Annotated in this window: 10 protein-coding genes; 9 read left to right on the plus strand and 1 reads right to left on the minus strand. The window is 71.1% G+C overall.

The window, feature by feature from the left end; all coding sequences use genetic code 11:
- Positions 1–1,177: 1,177 nt before the first annotated feature.
- The 7 genes from ABZ725_RS15130 (at position 1,178) to ABZ725_RS15160 (ending at position 12,067) form a co-directional block, all read left to right on the plus strand.
- Positions 1,178–2,635: an amino acid adenylation domain-containing protein gene (locus tag ABZ725_RS15130; RefSeq protein WP_358803128.1), complete on the plus strand. Its 1,458-nt coding sequence runs from the start codon at positions 1,178–1,180 to the stop codon at positions 2,633–2,635.
- A gap of 153 nt (positions 2,636–2,788) precedes the next feature.
- Complete coding sequence (locus ABZ725_RS15135; RefSeq protein WP_358803256.1) at positions 2,789–4,117, plus strand: condensation domain-containing protein; 1,329 nt, start codon at positions 2,789–2,791, stop codon at positions 4,115–4,117.
- An 85-nt stretch (positions 4,118–4,202) separates the two neighbouring features.
- A complete protein-coding gene (locus tag ABZ725_RS15140; protein ID WP_358803129.1) occupies positions 4,203–5,354 on the plus strand; it encodes a cytochrome P450 in 1,152 nt (383 codons plus the stop codon).
- Positions 5,344–8,463, plus strand: a complete 3,120-nt coding sequence (locus ABZ725_RS15145; protein ID WP_358803130.1) for an amino acid adenylation domain-containing protein — start codon at positions 5,344–5,346, stop codon at positions 8,461–8,463. The genes ABZ725_RS15140 and ABZ725_RS15145 overlap by 11 nt, the downstream gene beginning before the upstream one ends.
- A gap of 32 nt (positions 8,464–8,495) precedes the next feature.
- Positions 8,496–10,238 (plus strand): non-ribosomal peptide synthetase, encoded by a 1,743-nt coding sequence (locus ABZ725_RS15150; protein WP_358803131.1) that lies wholly within the window; start codon positions 8,496–8,498, stop codon positions 10,236–10,238.
- A 6-nt stretch (positions 10,239–10,244) separates the two neighbouring features.
- Complete coding sequence (locus ABZ725_RS15155; RefSeq protein WP_358803132.1) at positions 10,245–11,024, plus strand: hypothetical protein; 780 nt, start codon at positions 10,245–10,247, stop codon at positions 11,022–11,024.
- Positions 11,006–12,067 (plus strand): phosphopantetheine-binding protein, encoded by a 1,062-nt coding sequence (locus ABZ725_RS15160; protein ID WP_358803133.1) that lies wholly within the window; start codon positions 11,006–11,008, stop codon positions 12,065–12,067. Before ABZ725_RS15155 ends, ABZ725_RS15160 begins: the two co-directional genes overlap by 19 nt.
- On the opposite strand, the gene ABZ725_RS15165 is transcribed toward ABZ725_RS15160, so the two are convergent.
- Positions 12,052–12,828: an alpha/beta fold hydrolase gene (locus ABZ725_RS15165; RefSeq protein ID WP_358803134.1), complete on the minus strand. Its 777-nt coding sequence runs from the start codon at positions 12,826–12,828 to the stop codon at positions 12,052–12,054. The two genes, ABZ725_RS15160 and ABZ725_RS15165, sit on opposite strands and share 16 nt — an antisense overlap.
- A gap of 273 nt (positions 12,829–13,101) precedes the next feature.
- Between ABZ725_RS15165 and ABZ725_RS15170 the strand changes: the two genes are divergently transcribed.
- Positions 13,102–14,259 (plus strand): pyridoxal-phosphate dependent enzyme, encoded by a 1,158-nt coding sequence (locus ABZ725_RS15170; RefSeq protein WP_358803135.1) that lies wholly within the window; start codon positions 13,102–13,104, stop codon positions 14,257–14,259.
- A gap of 109 nt (positions 14,260–14,368) precedes the next feature.
- A complete protein-coding gene (locus tag ABZ725_RS15175) occupies positions 14,369–19,801 on the plus strand; it encodes a type I polyketide synthase (RefSeq protein ID WP_358803136.1) in 5,433 nt (1,810 codons plus the stop codon).
- The last annotated feature ends 21 nt before the right edge of the window (positions 19,802–19,822 follow it).

A 19,822-nucleotide genomic window follows, 5' to 3' on the forward strand; every position in this document is an offset into this window, starting at 1 on the left:
CGAGTTCCGCTGTGCCGAAGGCCCGCAGGAACGTCGAGAGACTGCGGAGGGCCTTGCCGGGTGCGGTGATGTCCGGTGACTCTTCCGAACGCGCACACGGCGGGCAGCGTGCAGCCCATGCTCTTAGCGCACGACGGTTCTGTCAACGCGTGTGGAGCACCGCGGTGTCGAGGGGCGAGGGGCGTGCCGGACGGGTACGGCGTCGGCGATGCCCGTATCGCGGAGAACTGTCCGATGCCTAATTCGATGCCCCGACAAGTCGAATCCTTCCCGAAAAGTAGGGCGGCCGTACGCTTCGTCGGCAAACTGCGCGCTTGACAGGGGATCAACCCAGGTACTGGTCAAGAGATATGATCACCCCTTCCCTCATTCGGTCACACGCCATAGAGTGGGGAACGTCCTTCGGGACGCCTCGTGAATCTGTGGTGCGTCATTACCGGTGCATCGCTCGGATGAACGCGAGGCAGGCAGCGAACCTCTCGCCATTGGCTGTTGAAGAGGACGGGCGCTGCCGTGTTAGGCGCCGCTGGTCGGCGCGACGGGGGACAACGAAAGGGGTACGGGGGCGCTCCATCTGCCGTTGGATCGGCGTGTGGGCTGCCGTGTGCGCACGGCGTGCTGCTCGGGCGTGTTCAGCCCGGAATACCGCGGAACCAATGGGCCTTTCCTCGGCGTGAGGAAGGCGCGGAGGAGGCACGGCGGCCGACGCCGATCGTCGGGCTGCCCGGCTGAACTCGGGTTGTCGGCCAAGGATCTGCAGGCCAGGGATCTGCCGACCAAGGATGCGGTCGTGGGACGTGCGTCCCGCCGCTGACGAGCCCGCTCCGCGCTGTCGATGGCGCCGTGAGACTACATGTCCATGAACAAGTCCGTGCGGGATGCACGTATCGCTTCGGTGCTGGGGGAAGTGGAGTGGAATGCCCTACGCCTGTGTAGGTTTAGCCGACGGCGCACGCGAAGAAATGGCCAGAAGCCTCGGCCCTTCTTCGGAGTCGCTCGGTGAATCTTTCATAGACCTTTCAGCGAACTCGCTCGCCGTGCTGTGCCCGACGGCCGGGCGTGATAACCCGTTCGATATTCCTATGGATTTCATCAACGCTTCTGTCAACATTCCGAAAGCGGCTCCCCGCAGCCTGCACGGACACTTACTCCGGTCTCCCGGACCGCGGTGCGGCGTATGAAGACGATTCGAGAAGCCTTCGAGGCTCAGGCGGCGCGGACACCGGATGCGGTGGCCGTGCGGGCCACCCGGACCCACACCTACCGTGAGCTCTCGGCGAAGGCGGCCGCCCTCGGCGAGGAGATCCTCGCGCACACCCCGACAGGGTCGCTGGTCGCCCTCGACGCGGCCGGCCCCGCCAGCGGCGTGGTCGGCATCCTCGCCGCCGCGGGCAGCGCATGCGCGGTGCTCCCGCTGAACCGGGAGAGCCCCCCGGCCCATCGCGAGCGGATCCTCGCGAGCGCGCGGCCGTCCCTCGTCCTGCGCGAGACCGCCGAGTGCGCCTTCACCGTCGAGCCCGTTCCGGCCACCGGGGGGCCCTTCGTCCCCCGCGAGCCGGTCATGGCCGATGTCGCCTACGTCATGTACACCTCGGGGTCGACCGGACTCCCGAAGGGCGTCATGGTTTCCCACCAGGGGCTGCTCGACCGGCTGGCGGGCCTTGCGTCCACCCCCGGGCTGGCGGCGGGCGAGACGATGGTCGCCGCGACCGCCCTGTCCTTCGACATCTCGATGGCGGAGATACTGCTGCCGCTGACGGTCGGCGCCTCCTTCCTCGCCGTTCCGGACGACGTGCGCTTCGACCCCTACTCCTTCGAGGACTTCGTCAACAAGTACGCCCCCCAGGTCATCCAGGCCACCCCCAGCTTCTGGCGCATGCTCCTGGCCGCGGAGTGGCAGGGCGCCGAGGGCGCCAGGATCTGGTGCGGCGGAGAGGCGCTCACCCCGGAACTGGCGCGCCGCCTCCTGCCCCACGGCGCGGAGGTCTGGAACCTGTACGGCCCGACCGAGGCCACGATCTGGGCCACCGCCGCGCGCGTCGAATCGCCGGACGTGATCTCCCTGGGACGCCCTCTGGAAGGCAGCGGCCTCTACCTGGCAGCCGTGGACGGCAGCGGCACGACGCACCTGGACGAGACGGTCACGGAGCCCGGAACGGACGGGGAGATCGTGCTGTACGGCGCCGGCATCGCGCTCGGCTACCTGGACAGGGACGACCTGACCGCCGAGCGGTTCCCCGTCAGAGAGACCTCCGACGGCAGCGAACGGCTCTACCGCACAGGCGACCGCGCGAGATACCGGGCGAACGGCTCCCTGGAGTTCCTCGGGCGCGCCGACGGCCAGATCAAACTCCGCGGCCACCGCATCGAACTGGGCGAGATCGAGGCGGTGCTGGAAGAGCATCCGGCAGTGACCGCCGCGGTCGCCGTCCTGCGCGACGCCGACCGGCCGCAGCACGCGTCGATCACCGCCCATGTCGCGGCCCGCGGAGACGGCGCGTCCGACAAGGCCATCCGGAACTGGTTGCTCGAACGGCTCCCGGCCAGCCATTGCCCGAGCCGGATCGTCGTCCGGGAGACGCTTCCGCGCACCACCGCCGGAAAGGTCGACCGCGTGCTCCTGGCGAGCGAATAGGGCACGCGGCCCGAACGCCGGGAAGCCGCGGCCGCCCCCGAGCGGAGCTCACCGACGCCGCCCCGTGCGGTGGCGGCCCGTGGGCTGAGCGCCGTGCGACCGGCCGAGGCCCCAGGACATCAGCAAGCGTATGGAGGCAACGAGTTGAGCCAGGTGAAGACCGCTCCGATGACGTTCGGTCAGCTGTCGGTGCTGAGGGACCTCGACCTGTCCGGGCCCGACGAGCAGAGCGACGGCAATCTCCCCCTAGTCTTCGACGTCCCGTCCGGTACGGACGTGGACGAGGTCACCGCGGCCTGGTGGCGGCTGGTGGATCGGCACGAGGCGCTGCGGACCGTCTACGACCGGCGGGCCGCGCAGCCCACCCAGACGGTCCGGCCCTTCCGGAAGGGCGAGCTCGGCACGGTCGAACTGCCCGCCGCCACCCGGGAGGCGGCCCTGCGGGTCGCCGGGGAATGGGCGGAACACGAGATACGCATCGACGTCGAGCAGTCCTGGCGCGGCGCCGTCGCAGTCCACGAGGGTGTCGCCACCCACCTGGTGTGCGTGGTGCACCACCTGGCCGTCGACAGCGCCGCCTGCACCCTGCTGGAGAGCGAGTTCAACACGCTCGTCTCCGGGGGCACGCTCGCCCCCGACCCGCCGCAGCCCGTCGATCTCGCGCTGGACCAGCACGGCGACGAACAGCAGCGTCGGCAGACGATGGAGTTCTGGCTCGAGGAGTGGGAGGGATTCGTCGACGAGGACCGGCAGGGCGACGACACCAGCCGGAGGTTCCGGGCGGCGCTGTACTCGGAGCGCGCCCAGGACGCCGCGCGCACGGTCTCCGAACGCCTCGCCGTGTCCGTCCAGTCCGTGATCCTCGGCGCAGCCGCCCTCGCCCTGTTCGGCCTGAAGGGCCGTGACCGGGTCACGTTCGGCCTCCTCGCGGGCAACCGCATGGACAAGCGCTGGCAGACGCTCCTCAGCAGCATGAACCAGCTCGCCCCGATGACCGTCGCCGCCGACGGCGACGCCGACCCGGACGGGTTCCTGCGCACGCTCTACATGAACAGCCTGGAACGCCTTCTCTACGGCTCCTACAGCATCGACGAACTCCGGGCCCGGCTCACGGAGGCCGGCTGCCACAACCCCGACCCTCTGCAGTTCGACTGCTACTTCAACTACCTGGGGGAGATCGTCCGGCCCCCGGCGGCGCAGTCACCGGCGCGCGACGACGTCGAGTGGTTCGACGACGCCTGGCAGGGCGGGCCGCGCTTCAACCTCAGGGCTGCCACCGGCTCCGGCCTGCACCTGTCCCTGACCGCGAGCGACGACTACCTCGGCGCCGAGGCGACCGGCCGCTTCCTCGCCGCCGTCGAGGCCGCGCTGGTGAGCCTCGCCGACGGCGGGCCGGACACCGTGAGCGAGGTGGGCCTGGCCCCGCTGCGGAAGGTCAGCCCGCCGCCGTGTACGAAGGACGGGGACACCGTCCATGAGTGACACCCGGCAGGCGGCCGTGGACGCCGGCCCTCGTACGGGCCGATGTCCCTATCATGTGGCCGATCGCGCGCAGGCGGACCCGTGCATGGACTACCTCCATCTGCGGGACGACGAGCCGGTCCGGTGGGACGAGGACCTCGGCGTGTGGCTCGTCACCGGATTCCGCGAGGTGAGCGACCTCCTGCGCCACCCGTCCCTCTCGGCGGCCTGGCCGGAGCAGGGCAGGACCACGCTGCACACCCCGGACGCAGGGAAGGACGGCGACGGGAGCCGCACCGCCGAACTGGTGCGCAGGTGGTTCATGTTCATCGACAACCCGGCGCACGCCGACGCTCGGAAGATCGTCGCCCCGCTCTTCTCGACCGAACGCCTGGCAGCCGCACGCCCCTTCGTGGAGGGGCTCGTCGACGAACTCCTCGCGCCCGAGCGTGACGTGCTCGACGTCATGGACGATCTCGCCGTTCCGCTGTCGAGCCGGGTCATCTGCCACATCCTCGGACTGCCCGAGGACATCGCGCCCCGCCTCGCCGTGTGGGCCCCCGACATCGCGGCGTTGCTCGTCGCGGACTATCTCCCCCAGGTGATCACCCGGGGGTACCAGGCGCTGCACGAGGTGACCGCGGCCGTCGACGAGGCGCTCCGGGGCGAGGTGCCCGAGGAGTCGGGCCTGTGGCTGCTGCGCGAGGCGCACCGGCGCGGCGAGATCGAGCTCCAGGACGTGTGGGCCACGGCGAGCCTGCTCATCTACGCAGGCTTCGAGACGACCTCGACCTTCATCGGCAAAGCCGTACGGGCCGCCCTGCACGCCGGGGCCTGGGACGAGGTCCTGAGGGCCGAGCCGGCCGTCGCGGTGGAGGAACTGCTGCGCTTCGACACCTCGGTCCAGCAGGTCGCCCGCTTCGCGGCCGCGCCGGTCGAGGTGGCGGGGCGTCATATCGCGGCCGGTGACCTCGTGCTGCTCATGCTGGGGGCGGCCAACCGCGACGCGGCCGTCTTCGACGACCCCGAACACCTGCGGCCCGGCCGGGAGATCAAACGGCACCTCACGTTCGGATACGGCGTGCACTACTGCCTGGGAGCCGCACTGGCACGGCTGGAGGCCGAGGTCGCCCTGCAGCGGCTCGGCTCCCGGTGGGACACGATCGAGGAGGCCGCCGCCCCCGTGACCCGCTCGCACTACGGCCTCACCGTCCTGGAACACCTCACGGTCAGAGGGGGGACCCGCAATGGCGCGTGACGCCGAAACCGCCTCGTACCTTCATGGCGAGCTCATCCACGAAGCGGTGGCCCACCGGGCGCGCACACAGCCCGACGCCCTCGCCGTCGTACAGGGCGACGTCCGCCTGACGTACGCGGAACTGGACGCGGCGAGCGACGACTACGCCGCCGGACTGCGCGCCCTGGGCGTCGCCCCGGGACACCGGGTGCCCGTGCTCATGGGACGCTCGCCCCAGTACGTGGCCGTCGTGCTCGCCGTCCTCAAGTGCGGGGCGGCCTACGCGGCCCTGGACCTGCGGTGGCCCGAGGAGCGCCTGCGCGCCATCCTTCGGCGGCTCGAGCCGCCGCTCGCGGTCGTGGCGGAGCCCAGGGACCTCCAGGTGCCCGTCTGGTCCTCGGCCGAGCACCCCGTCGACGAGGCGGTGCGACGCGGGCGTCGGATTCCCGCCGCGGCGTGCGACGGCGGCAGCGAGGCCACCGTCTTCTTCACCTCGGGCAGCACCGGAGTCCCCAAAGGCGTGGTCACCCCGCACCGGGCCACCACCCGGCTCTTCCAGCCCGGTGGCTTCGGCGACTTCGGTCCGGGCCGCGTCATGCTCTCGGCGGCTGCGCTGCCCTGGGACGTCGCGAGCCTGGAGCTGTGGGGACCGCTGGTCAGCGGCGGCACGGTGGCCCTGGTGGAGGACGAGTACCTGCTGCCCTCGGGGCTCACCGCACTGATACGCGACCAGCGCGTCGACACGGCATGGCTCACCGCGTCCCTCTTCAACGCCTTCGTGGACGAGGACCCCTCCTGCTTCCTCGGCCTGCGGCACGTGATGACCGGCGGGGAGAGGCTGTCGCCGCACCACGTGGGCAGATTCCTCGCCGCCCACCCGACGGTGCGGCTGACCAACGGTTACGGGCCCGTCGAGTCCTGCGTCTTCACCACCACGCACGACGCGGTGCCGCAGGACACGCAACGCACGCACGGCATCCCCATCGGCAGGCCCGTGCCGCACACCACGGTCCATGTGATGCGGGACGGCCGGGTGTGTCCGCCGGGGGAGACCGGCGAGATCTGCATCGGCGGGGACGGCCTCGCAGACGAATACCTGGGCATGCCGAAGGACACGGCCGCGCGGTTCGTGGACACCCCCGTCGACGGCGGGACCGTCCGCCTCTACCGGACCGGAGACCTGGGGTTCACCACCCCCGACGGACTGCTCCACTACGTCGGACGGGCCGACCGGCAGGTGAAGATCCGAGGCCGACGGATCGAGCCGCTGGAGATCGAGAACGTCTGTCTCGCCCTGCCGCACGTCAAGCAGGCGGTCGCGGTGCCGGTGCCCGGCGCGGACGGCGCCTACACCGCGATGGTGCTCTTCTACGTCGTGGAGCCGGGCGCCGCCGCCGAGGAGGCCGTCACACCGTCGGCCGTACGTGCGCACCTGGTGGCCGGGCTGCCTCCCCACAGCGTTCCCGACGACCTGAGGCGAGTCGACGCCGTCCCGCTGTCGTCCACCGGGAAGACGGACACCGAGCGGCTGCTGTCGATGACCCGGCCGGCGCCCGCCGACACGCCGGGGGAGACGACCGCTCCTGCCGGATCCGCTGTGCCGGAAAGCCGGTGGACAGCGGTCGTCCTGGAGGAGTTCCGCACGCTCCTGGGCACCGAAGCCGCGCCCGACGTGCCGTTGGCGGTGCTGGGCGGAACGTCCCTCGACGCCATCCGGCTCTGCGCGCGGCTCTCCGACCGCACAGGCATCTCCGTGCCGGTCTCCGGCTTCCTGCGCAACCCCACGGTCAGCGGTCTGGCGGAACTCCTTCAGACCCGCTCCGGCCCCGCCCTGCCGGCGTCACCCGGCCGCACGGACCGGGTCCCGCTCGACGGCGTCCAGGCCCACTTCGGCCTGCTGCACGAGCTGGACCCGAGCGACTCCGCCGCCCTGTGCCACCTGCTGTGGGAGGTCACCGGCGCGCTGGACACGGCGGCCCTGGAGCAGTCTCTCAACGATGTGCAACGGCGTCACGAGGCCCTGCGGTCGGCCTATCGGCTCGATCCCGAGCCGGTGGCAGTCGCACCGGACGCCGTGGACGCCATCCGCGTCGAGACGCTTCGGGCGGGAGACGGGCCGCAGGAGGCGCGGGCTCGGGTGGAGAAGGCACTGAACCGCCCCCTGGCCATCGAGGACGCGCGGGTCTGGCGATGCGTGTACGCCCCGGTGGACGACCACACGGCGCTGCTGGGCGTCACCGTCCACCACATCGCCTTCGACGGCTGGTCGCAGGACCTCCTCGTCGCCGAGCTGACACACGCCTACGACGCCCGCAGCCGCGGGGCCGAGCCGCACTTCGAGAACACGGCGCCCACCCTGCGCCAGGTGGCCGACGAGGCCGCACGGTTCCGCGACCCCGAAGAGGCCGCCGCTCAACTGAAGTACTGGACGGAGCACCTCGCGCAGGTGCCGGAACTCACGCTGCCCGCACCCGGGCCGGAACCGGTACAGCCGTTCGCAAGTCTGGGATTCACCGTGGACGCGGTGGTCGCCGCCCGTCTGCGGGCCGAAGCCGGTCATCTCGGATCGACCGTGTTCCTGCCCCTCGTGGCCGGGTACGCGGCTGCACTCGCCGATGTGACCGGGCAGGACGACTTCGGCATCGGCGTACCCCTGATGCGTCGTTCCGGACCCGGCTGCATGGCAGCCGTGTCGTGCCTGGTGGACGTCCTGTGCCTGCGGCTGTCGGGCAGGGACGGCGGGCCGGTGCTCGCGGACCTGTCGAAGGTGGCTCGCTCCGCGGTCGAGGACGCCTTCGCCCGCCAGGACGTGGCGTTCGCCGAGGTGGTCCGTGCGGTCGGGCCGCCCCGGACCGGCCGTAATCCGCTGTACCAGACGATGTTCGCCGTGCAGAACGCCGTGCCCGAGGAGCTTGTGCTCGCCGGCTGCACGGTGCGGCGCCTGCCGATGGCGCCGCCGGCCGCCATGCACGAGATCGTCTGCGAGGTCTGGCCGACGGCCGAAGGCGGAATGCGGGTGGACATCAGCTTCCAGGCGGACCGCGTCGCGTCGCAGACCGCGCACCGTCTCGCCCACGCCTACGAGGAGTTGCTGGTCTCCGGCGAGCTGCCGGGCTCTCAGCGCTCGTGAACAGTCACCACTCGAAGGGACTCCACCTCTCCATGCAGGACAATTCAGAGGAACGGACGGTCGTCTGCCTGCTGCGGCGCTTCGTCGACGCGAACCCCGAGGCGACCGCGATCGAGTGCGGCAAGGACGTGCTGACGTACCGGCGTCTGTGGGACGAGGCCGGCGCCCTGGCGGCGCGGCTCCAGCGGACGGCACGGTTCGAACCGGGCGGTGTACTCGGCGTCCTCTTCGAGAGGGGCGTACCGGGGGTGGTCGCCCAGCTGGCGGCCTGGCGTGCCGGAGTCGCCTACCTGCCCCTGGATCCCGCCCTTCCGGACGGACGCATCGAGTCGGTCCTGAAGGACGCGCGGCCCTTCGCCGCCCTGGCCCAGCCCGACCTCCGGCACCGGGTGCCGCAGACGGTCCCCGTGTCGGAGGCCGGCTCCTGCGACCCCGCACAGGAGCCGCGGCCGGTCAGGTCGACGCTCGCCTACGTCATCTACACCTCCGGCTCCACCGGCACGCCGAAAGGGGTGGAGGTCGGTCACGCCAGCCTGGTGAACCTGCTGGACTGGCACCGCGAGACCTACGGGACAGGGCCCGGCGTGCGGGTGGCCGCCTTCGCGGGGCTGGGGTTCGACGCCTCGGTCTGGGAAGTCTGGGCGACGCTCGCAGGCGGCGCGACCCTCGTCCTTCCGGCCGAGCCCCTGGGCGCCGACGTCACCGCCATCTCGGACTTCCTCCAGGAGAACGCGATCGAGCAGTGCTTCCTGAGCACACCGCTCGCCGAGGAGCTGATCGGCTCGGACCGGCCTCCCGGCTCCCTGCGTGTCCTGCTCACCGGAGGCGACCGGCTGCGGGTGCGGCCCAGCGGCTCGTTCCCCGCCGCGGTCCACAACCACTACGGACCGACCGAGGCCACCGTCGTCACGACCGCCAGCCAGGACCTGCGCGGCACCGGCCGCCCCGACCGGCCACCGGTCATCGGCACCCCCATCACGGGCGCGCGCGTCCGGCTGGTCGATCCTCAGGGCTTCGACGTCGTCGGCCCCGGCGAGACCGGTGAACTCCTCATCGGCGGGGAGGTCCTGGCGACCGGCTACCGCAACGACCCCGCCCTCACCGAGGAGAAGTTCGTCGAGCGGAGGGCCGGCGCCGACGGCACGGCAGACCGGTGGTACGCCTCAGGGGACGTCTGCCGCTGGACCGACTCCGGCGACCTGGAGTTCGTCGAACGGCGCGATGCCCAGCTGAGCGTCCGCGGCAACCGGGTCGAACCGGCCGAGATCGAGCACACCGTGCTGACCGTGGCGGGGGTGAGCCAGTCGGCCGTCGTGCTGTGGGACGACGGCTCGGGCGGTTCCCTTGCCGCCTTCTACTGCGGTGCGGCCGCAGTGGAGGCGGTGCAGGAGGCGCTGGTCGCGCGGCTGCCCCGGTACATGGTCCCGTCCCGCGTCCAGCGGCTGGACGCCATGCCGCTGACGCCGAACGGCAAGATCGACCGCGATGCCCTGCTGGAGATTCCCGCCGGGCCGGCCCAGCGGCCCGAGGGCGCCCTCCGGCCCGGTTCCACCGAGGAGGGCATCGCCGAGATCTGGGCCGAGCTGACCGGCATCGCGCCCGACGTCCGCGACAACTTCTTCGACGTCGGCGGGCATTCCCTGCTGGCGGCGCGCATGATCGGCAAGGTCCGTGACCGGTTCGGCGTCAAGGTCGGGCTGCAGGCGGTGTTCGACCACCCGGTCCTGGCGGACCTGGCGGCAGAGGTCGACGCCGCGTCGAAGAACGGAGTCTGAGACAAGATGTCCGGCAACACGATCACCCACGACGACCGGCCGGTCGTCGTCCTCGAGTTCGGGAACGAGATCCCGGCACGGAGCTTCGACCGGATCCTTCCGCCGGAGCTGCACGCGCACCGCCTCAGGATCGATCCGCTGAGCTACCCCGGACTCGCCGAGGCGGTCCCCGACCTGGCGGCCCAGGCACGACACTGGGCGGCCGAGATCGGCACCGCCACGCGGCCGCGGGCCGTGCTCGCCTACTGCTCGGCCGCCGAGCTGGCGGCGCTGCTGGTCGACGCGCTGCCCGGGCCCGGCATACCGCTCCTCGTCCTCGACCCCGTGGCTCCCGGCCCGAGCACACCCCAGGAGCTGCTGCTGGATCTCGCCATGGGCATGGACGACACGCTGGAGCCCTCCGAGGTGCCCGACATCACCGGCCTCCCGGCGTCCGACGCCCTGCACCGGGCGAGTTCCTTCCTCCGCTCCCTCGTCACCCGGGCCGCACCCGACCTGGAGGACGACATCGCGGACGAGCTGACGGCGGGACAGCGGGCCTGGCTCGGCTTCACGCTGTCCGCCGCGGCCGACCGCATCGTCCCGCCGAAGCTGGGCCATGTCGTCCTCAGCGAGGACTGCGAGTGGCCGGACGCCGACGCGCGGTCGGTGCACCGCACCGGACTGACCATGACGGACCTGTTCGGGACGTCGGCGGTGACGCCGCTGGTGACCGAACTCCTCTCGGCCCCCGTGGCGGCCGGAGGCCCTCGAGGGAAGGAAGAACCGTGCAGTCGCACTTCGTAGAGCGGGACGCGACCGAGGCCGTCGTCGCGGCCCAGTGGTCGCGGGTGCTGGGCCGGCCGCCCGCGAGCCTGGACGCCGACTTCTTCGGATCCGGCGGCACCTCCCTGCTCGCCGCGAAACTGGTCTCCGCGCTGCGGGCCGCCCTCGGTGCCCGCGTTCCTCTGAAGACCCTGTTCGAGGCGCCGACGTTCGGCGGTCTCAGCGCTCGGATCAGGAACGACACCCCCGGGTCCGGCGGACGGCTGCTGACCCTCAACTCGTCCGGCACCGGGGCACCGCTCCTCCTGGTGCCGGCTGCGAGCGGCGGCGTCATCGGCCTCCACCGCTTCGGAGGCGATCCGATCGACCGTCCCGTGCTCGGGCTGCAGGCCCGCGGCCTCGATCCGGCGGAGGGCGAGCCCTGCAGGACGCTTCCGGAGATCGTCGACGATTTCATCGGCGTCCTGGAGAAGGCGGACGCGCCGCGCAGCCTGCACCTGGCCGGATACTGCGTGGGGGGCATTCTGGCCTACGAACTGGCCGCCGGGCTCCGGTCGCGGGGATGGGACGTGCGCTCCGTCATCCTGCTCAACACCTCGCTGTACTGCCCGCCGTTGGAGGTGAGCGACGCAGCCAGGGAGAAGCTCGTGTCCGTCGCCGAGGAGGCGGGCATCGCGATACCGCAGGGCCAGGAGGCGGACGCCGCGACGGTGTTCCACGCGGTGACCTCGCAGGGGCCGGACCCGATCGAGACCGACTTCGCCGAGTTCGAGGCCGGGTTGCAGGTCTTCGGATCCGTCGGGGCAGCGGTGTCGGGCTATGTGCCCGAGCCGGTCGACCATCCTGTGCGGCTGTTCTCGACGGACGACCGGGACAACCCGTCGGACGTCGAGGGCACCCTTCACCCGGTGACCGACTGGCCGGACCTCGGGCTCGGTGACTACAAGCAGTACTGGGTGCCAGTGGACCATTTCGAGATGATCGCGCACGAGCCGACCCTGCGGGCCGTCGAAGACGCCATGAAAGACATCGACGACGGCCGAAGACATCAGAGCGAAGTCTGACCGGGGCCGAGGAGACGCTTCGCCATTTCCGAGAGAAGCGGCTCCCGTGACGAATGCAGGAAAAAGTGATCCCCCGGCAGGACCACGGCGTCCAAATCTCCCTCGACCAACTCGGACCAGCGCTGGAGATGGTCCATCGATACGGCCGGGTCGCTCGCTCCGCCGAATACCGTCACCGGTATGCCCGGAGGCTTGCACGGCAGAAAGGAATAGCGTGAAAGCATTGCGTAGTCCGCCCGTACCGCAGGCAACAGCATTCGCATGAAGTCCATGCTGCTGAGAATCTCCTCCGGCGTTCCGTTCATGTTTCGGAGTTCCTCGATCAGTTCACCCTCGGGAAGCGTGTGCAGGTCCCGTCGGCCGTCGTGCACGGCCGGCAGCGCGCGGCATCCCGAGAGGAACACATGCACCGGTTCGATGTCGTGCTCCTCGCGCAGGACCCGGGCCGCCTCCCAGCAGACGATCGCCCCGAGACTGTGCCCGAACAGGGCGAACGGCTCTTTGGAGTACTCCAGCAACTCCGGGACGATGGCGTCCAGACTGTCCTGCAGGGTGTCGACCGGATCCTCGAACAACCGGTCCTCGCGGCCCGGCGGCTGAATGGCGTGGACATCGATCTCGGGGGGCAGCAGCTCGGCCCATCCGCGAAATGTGGAAGCGCCGCCGCCGGCATAAGGGAAGCAGAACAGCCGTATGCCCCCGGGTGGATTCGTACGCGACAGTCGATGGATCCAGGGTCGCGTGGGCGGGTTACCGTGCATGTGCGTCCTCTTCCGTTTTCCGGTTCTGCTCATCGGCCCGAACAGCGTGCCACAGAGCTGCCTCCGGGGCGAGTAAATGAAGTGGATATCGAGTACGTTCGTCGTCTATCGTGCACGTCACACCGAGCGCCATTGTGGCCTGTTGGCGCCTGAGTTAGTCTCGCTGCCGGTCGACATGAGACATGCGCACCGAGCGATATACCATCGAACGACATGGAATTTCTGCCCTCTTGATATAGAGCGCAGCCGTTGGGGGATCGAGTGCGGTACGGGGTGACAAACGTCGATGGGGTCGAGACCTCCCGGAAATACCGTCTGGAGTGTGTGCGGTGCGACTGGCGCGGTCCTTCCTCGCTGCTCTTCCGGTGTCCGGTCTGTGCCGGCGCCATCGAGACGAGAACCGACCTCGGCAGTGCCGAGATCGGTAAGGGGGACCAGCCGGAGGAGGCGTACGCGGACCTCTTGCCCATCGAGTCCATGGACCATCTGGTCCAGGGAATCTCCCGGGTCACCCCCTGCCGCCCGGCACCGGAACTGGGCAGGGTGGTGGGCGTCCCCCGCCTGTGGGTCAAGGACGAGTCGCAACAGCCCACCGGCAGCACCAAGGACAGGCTCGCGGCCGTCGTCCTCGCGGTCCTGCGGCAGTACGGCGTCAAGGAGTTCGTCACCTCCAGCACCGGCAACACCGCCGTCGCGCTGGCCCGCGCGGTCCGCAGGGACGGAGCGATCCAGGCCCACTTCTTCTGCGGGCGCGACTTCGCCGGGCGCCACGACGTCCGGACGGACGAGCACGTCACGGTCACCGTGGTCGACGGCAGCTTCGCGGACGCGACGGAGGCCGCCCGCTCGCACGCCGACCGCCACGGTCTCTTCTGGGAGGGCGGCTTCTTCAACTGGGCCCGCAGGGAGGGCCTGAAACTGGCCTACCTGGAGGCGTTCGACGCCATGGAGGCCGAGCCCGACGTCGTGGTGCAGGCCATCAGCAGCGGCATGGGCATCATGGCCGCTCACAAGGGAGCCGTGGAGTACCGGCACCTGGGCCGGCTTGCGCGGATCCCCCGATTCCTCATGGTGCAGCAGGACACCTGCGCGCCGATGGCCCGGGCCTGGCGTGAGAACCGGGCCGAGCTCACCGACGAGGACGTGATCGCCCACCCCGACGGCCTGGCCCGCGCCATCCTCCTCGGCGACGGCCGCGCCAGCTATCCGTACATGCGGGACATCGCCGCGGCCAGTGGCGGCGCCATCGTGGACGTCACCCAGGAGGAACTCGTCGAGGCGAGACGCCTGCTGTCCGACCTGGAGGGGCTGGACGTCTGCCATGCCTCGGCCGCCACGGTCGCCGCCGTACGCAACGAGGCGGCGGCGCACCGGATCGGCCCGGACGAGGTCGTGCTGGTGAACCTGACCGGCAGACAGCGACCGGCCTGAGGCGCGGTCGACCGCCGCGGCGGGAGCGCCCGGTCCACCACCGCGAAGACAGCAGACCGCAGGGGGCTGCGGCAGCACCGACGGACGCCGCACGACGGAGGGAACAGCGATGAGCGACACGAGCGACAGAGATCTCGACGAGCCGTCCGTGCCGGAAGGCATCGCGATCATCGGGATGTCCGGACGTTTCCCGGGCGCCCGGGACCTGTCCGAGTTCTGGGCGAACCTGCGCGACGGCGTCGAGTCGGTCGTGGAGTTCCGCGACGACGAGCTCCAGGCGGCCGGAGTGGACCCCGAAGTGTTCCGGCAACCGCACTACGTGAAGGCCGGACCCTCCTTCGAGGGCCTCGACCTCTTCGACGCGGAGTTCTTCGGCTACACCTCCCGGGAAGCCAAGATCATGGACCCGCAGCACCGGCTGTTCCTCGAAACCGCCTGGGCGGCGCTGGAGCACGCGGGCCACGACCCGGCCCGGTACGAGGGCACGGTCGGGGTCTTCGGAGGCGCGAGCAGCAGTGCCTACATCGCCAACGTCGTCAGCAACATGGACGACGGGGAGGAGATCCGCGGGGAGAACGTCGGCCTGGGCAATGAACTGGCCTTCCTGACCACCCGGGTCTCCTACAAACTCGACCTCAAGGGGCCGAGCTACCCCGTCCAGACGGCCTGCTCCAGCTCGTTGGTCGCCCTCCACGCCGCCTGCCAGAGCCTCCTCGCCTACGAGTGCGACATGGCGCTGTCCGGCGGAGTCTCCTACAAGGTGCAGGAGAAGGCCGGCTACCCCTATCAGGAGGGCGCGTTCCTCTCCCCGGACGGTCATGTCCGGCCCTTCGACGCCGCCGCCCGCGGCACGGTCTTCGCCAACGGCGTCGGCGTGGTGGCGCTGAAGCGACTGGCGGACGCCGTCGCCGACTCGGACACCGTCCACGCGGTGATCAGGGGCACGGCGGTCAACAACGACGGTGCGGTCAAGGCGAGTTTCTCCGCGCCGAGCGTCGTCGGTCAGGCCACGGTGATCGCGGAGGCCCTGGCGACGGCCGGGCTGGAGCCGGGGGACATCGACTACGTGGAGGCCCACGGCAGCGGCACCCTGATCGGCGACTCGATCGAAGTCCAGGCCCTGTCACGGGCCTTCAGCGGCGCGGCGGGCACATGGCGCATCGGCTCGGTGAAGTCCAACGTGGGGCACCTGGACGCGGCGGCAGGGATGGCCGGACTGCTGAAGACCGTGCTGGCCCTGCGGAACGAGGAACTGCCGCCGTCCCTCAACCACGTGGAGGGGAACGGCGACATCGACTTCACGGACGGGCCGTTCCGGGTGCAGACGGAGCTGAGCGCATGGCCGCGGTCGGAGCGGGTGCGCCGCGCCGGCGTGAGCGCGTTCGGCTTCGGCGGCACGAACGCGCACGTGGTGCTGGAGGAGGCTCCGTCCGCGCCCGAACTCTCCGCGAGCCCGCGGAAGTCCGAGCTCCTGGTGGTGTCGGCACGCTCCGAACAGGCCTTGGACCAGGCGTCGGACCGGCTGGCGGCCTTCCTGCGCCGGGAGCGGCCCGCGCCGGCCGACGCGGCCTTCACGCTGGCCCGGGGCCGGCGCGCCTTCCCCTACCGGCGCACCGTGTGCGGATCGGACATCGACGCGGTGGCCGCCGCGCTGGAGAGCCGGGACCCCGCGCACGTGACCAGCGGGCATGCCGAGCAGAGCTCGCCGCACGTCGCGTTCCTGTTCAGCGGCCAGGGGTCCCAGTACCCGGGCATGGGGCGCGGACTCTACGCGTCGGAGCCGGTCTTCCGGTCGGCCGTGGACACCTGCGCGGAGCTCCTGGAGCCCCTCCTGGACAAGGACGTGCGTGACGTCCTGTTCTCGGCGGACGCTGCCGACGCCACGCTCCTGGGACAGACCCGATGGGCCCAGCCAGCGCTGTTCGTCGTGGAGTACGCCCTGGTCACGCTCTGGCAGGCATGGGGAGTGGAGCCCTCGCACCTGCTCGGGCACAGCCTGGGGGAGTGGGTCGCGGCATGCGTCTCGGGCGTCTTCCGCCTCGAGGACGCGCTGCGACTGGTGGCGCTGCGCGGCGAGCTGATGCAGAACTGCGGGGCCGGGGCGATGCTCGGCGTGGTGGCGGAGCGGGACGCGGTGGAGGCGGCGCTGCCCGACGGCGTCTGCCTGGCGGCGCACAACGGCCTCCGCGACTGTGTGGTGTCGGGATCCGTCGACGCGGTCGAGAAGTTCGCCGTGACGGCCGATGAGCTCGGGTGGGCGACCCGGCCGCTGGAGGTGTCCCACGCGTTCCACTCGGAACTCATGGAGCCGGTCGTCGACGCGTTCGTCGCGGCGGTGGGGAAAGTGGACCGCGGGTCGCCGGGCATTCCCTTCGTCTCCAATGTGACGGGTGACTGGATCACACCGGAGCAGGCACGGGACCCGGAGTACTGGGGACGCCAGATACGTCAGTGTGTGGAGTTCGCCGCCGGTGTGCGCCGGCTGGCGGAGAGCGGCACTGCGGTGCTCCTGGAGGTCGGCCCCGGCCAGACCCTCGCGGGACTGGCACGGCGGACGCTCGCCGAGGCGGACACCGGGGGAGTGACGGTCACGGCCTCGCTGCCGCATCGCCGTGACCCCCGCGGCGCCGGTGAGACCATGCGCCGCACCCTGGGCCAGCTGTGGCTCCACGGGGTGGCGCCGGACTGGACCGGCTACTACGGTCAGGACGAGCGGCGCCGCATCCCCCTGCCCACGTATCCCTTCGAGCGCAAGCGCTACTGGCTCGAACCCGTGGCCCCCCGGACGCCCCGCGAACCCGGCCCCCACCCCCTGCTCGACCATGTGCTGCTCCGGTCCGCGGGACAGTCCGTCTTCCACACCGAGCTCTCCCTCGAACGCCACTGGGTGCTCGCCGAACACCGCATGCTAGGTGAGGCGATCGTCCCCGGGACCACGTACCTCGAGATGTGCCGGGCCGCCGCCACGGCCCATCTGGGGCGCCCCGTCACCGAGATCAAGGACGTCGACTTCCTGGTGCCGCTGCTCGTGCAGGAGCAGCAGCCCCGCACCGTGCACACCACCGTCAGGGAACTCGGCGACGACCTCGTGGAGTTCACGGTGGCCGGCCACGACCCGGCACGCGACGTGTGGACCGTCCACGTCCAGGGCACGGCCGGCGTCGCTCCCCTCGCCCCGCCGCCGCCCCAGGACCCGGCCGCCCTGCTCGCGAGGTGCGATCTGGAGACCGTGGACCTCGGCGTGGCCCAGGCCGAGCACAAGGTGATGGAGTTCGGCCGCCGCTGGACGGACAGCCTGCGCACCATGCACGTCGGCGTCCGGGCCGCGCTCGGCATCCTCGACATGCCCGAGCGCTACCGCGCCGAGTGCGAGGACCACGTCCTGCACCCGGCGCTGCTCGACCTCGCGACGGGGTTCAGCGGATTCGCCGTCCACGAGTCCCGGGAGGACGTACGAGAATACCGGGGCAGCCGCGCCTTCTTCCTGCCGGTCGGCTACGACTCCCTCCGCATCCACGCGCCGCTGCCGCCCGAGGGGTTCAGCCTCATCACTCCCCACCCGGAATCCAGGGCCGGCGTCGAGGTGCGCAAGGTCGACGTCACGATCTGCGACGCCTTGGGGAACACCGCGGTCGAGATCCTCGGCTTCACCGTCAAGCGCGTCCCCGACCCCCGGCACACGGTCGCCCGGATCCGTCCGCACACCCGTCACCACACCCTGCGCTGGGTACCCGCCCCGGCCGTCGCGGAGCAGCGCGAGGCGCCGGTCGCCGTGCTGCTCGTCACCGAAGGCGGCGTCCTGTCCCGGGACCTCGGCGGCTCGCTGCACTCCCGCGGGGTACGGGTGATCACGGCCGAGCTCGCCGAGGAGTGGAGCACGCGCGGCGACGACCACTACTGGGTGCCCCCCACCACCGAGGGGTACGAGCGGCTGCTCGACGCCCTGGGCGACGAGGTGCCCGGCGAGGCGGTGGTGGTCGCGGCCCCCGCCGCCGACGCCCAGCGTGGGGTCGGGGAACTCGACCGCAGGCTGCGCAGTGGGGTCGAATCCCTCTTCCACCTCATGCGGGCCCTGGCGGCACGGGACGCCGTCCCCGACCGGCTCACCGTGATAGCCCCCTGCGTGGCGCGGGTGACGGGCGACGAGCCGGCCACGGCCCCCGTGCACGCGACGCTGTTCGGCCTGGCCAAGGTCATCGGCCAGGAGAACGAGGGGACGGAGGTGCTCTGCCTCGACGTCGAGGAGGCCACCGATCCGGCCGCACTGTGCGCCGAACTCCTCGGCCCCTGGTCGCCGACCATGGTCGCGCTCCGGCAAGGCCGGCGCCATGTCACCGAGCTGGCGCCGGTGCATCTGCGTGAACAGTCACGCCAAGAGGACGAGCGCCCCGACGGCGTCTACCTCATCACCGGCGGCCTGGGCGGACTCGGGCTGGCCGTGGCCCGGCATCTGAGCCTCACGGTGCCGGGCGTCCGGCTGGCGCTCGTCGGCCGCAGCACCCCGGGTCCGCGCGAGGGCTGGGACGCGACGGCCGCCGAAGACCCGCGCCGCCACCGGCAGATCACCGCCCTGCGGGAACTGGAGGCCCAGGGCGCCGACGTGCGCTGCTACCGGGGAGACGTGGCCGGCGAGGCGGACATGGCGGACGTCGTCCGCGCCGTCCGCGCCGATCTCGGCCGCATCGAGTGCGTCATCCACGCGGCGGGCGTCGCGGGCGACGGCTTCCTCTTCCACAAGGACGCCGAGACGTTCCGGAGCACACTCGCCCCCAAGGTGGTCGGCGCGACCGTGCTGGACCTCGTCACGGCGGACGACCCGCCGCAGTTGATGCTCACCTTCGGCTCCACCACCTCGGTGTTCGGGGTGGCCGGCCAGGGCGACTACACCGCGGCCAACAACTACCTCCGACACTTCGCCGACCACCGCGCCGCCTTGGGGCGCAGGACGGTCACCATCGACTGGACCGACTGGCTGGACACCGGCATGGCCTTCGACCACGGTGTCCAGCGGGACCAGGGCTTCTTCCGGTCGATCAGCGTGGAGGACGGGCTCGCCAGCTTCGACGAGATCCTTCTCGCGCCCCGTTCGCCCGTGATCGTCGGTGAGATCAACCACCGCATGCTGGGCGCCGTGGACCCCGACCGCCTGGCTGCGCAACTGCGCAGAGCCCCGCTGGTCCTGGAGGAGTCGGTCCGCCGGCGGGTCGCGGCGGCCGGCGGGGAACCCCGCCGGGGATCACCGGCGCAGGCGTCCACCGGGCCCGGAGCCGACGAAGACGTCACGCTCTTCGGCCGGGACGACGGCGGGTACAGCGAGACGGAGCACCGGCTCGCCCGGATCTGGGCCAGGGAACTCGGCCTGGACCGACTGAACATCCATGAGAGCTCCTTCTCGCTGGGCGGAGACTCCCTCATCGCCCTGCGGATAGCGCAGAGCATCCAGAAGACCATGGGCGTCAGGGTGTCGATGGTCGACCTGTTCCGGTATGTCACGGTCGCCGACCTGGCGGCGCATCTCGACAGCAGGAAATCCCGTGGCTGAAACGGCAGTTCCGTTCGGCTG

Source organism: Streptomyces sp. NPDC006872, assembly GCF_040635845.1.
Classification (GTDB): domain Bacteria; phylum Actinomycetota; class Actinomycetes; order Streptomycetales; family Streptomycetaceae; genus Streptomyces.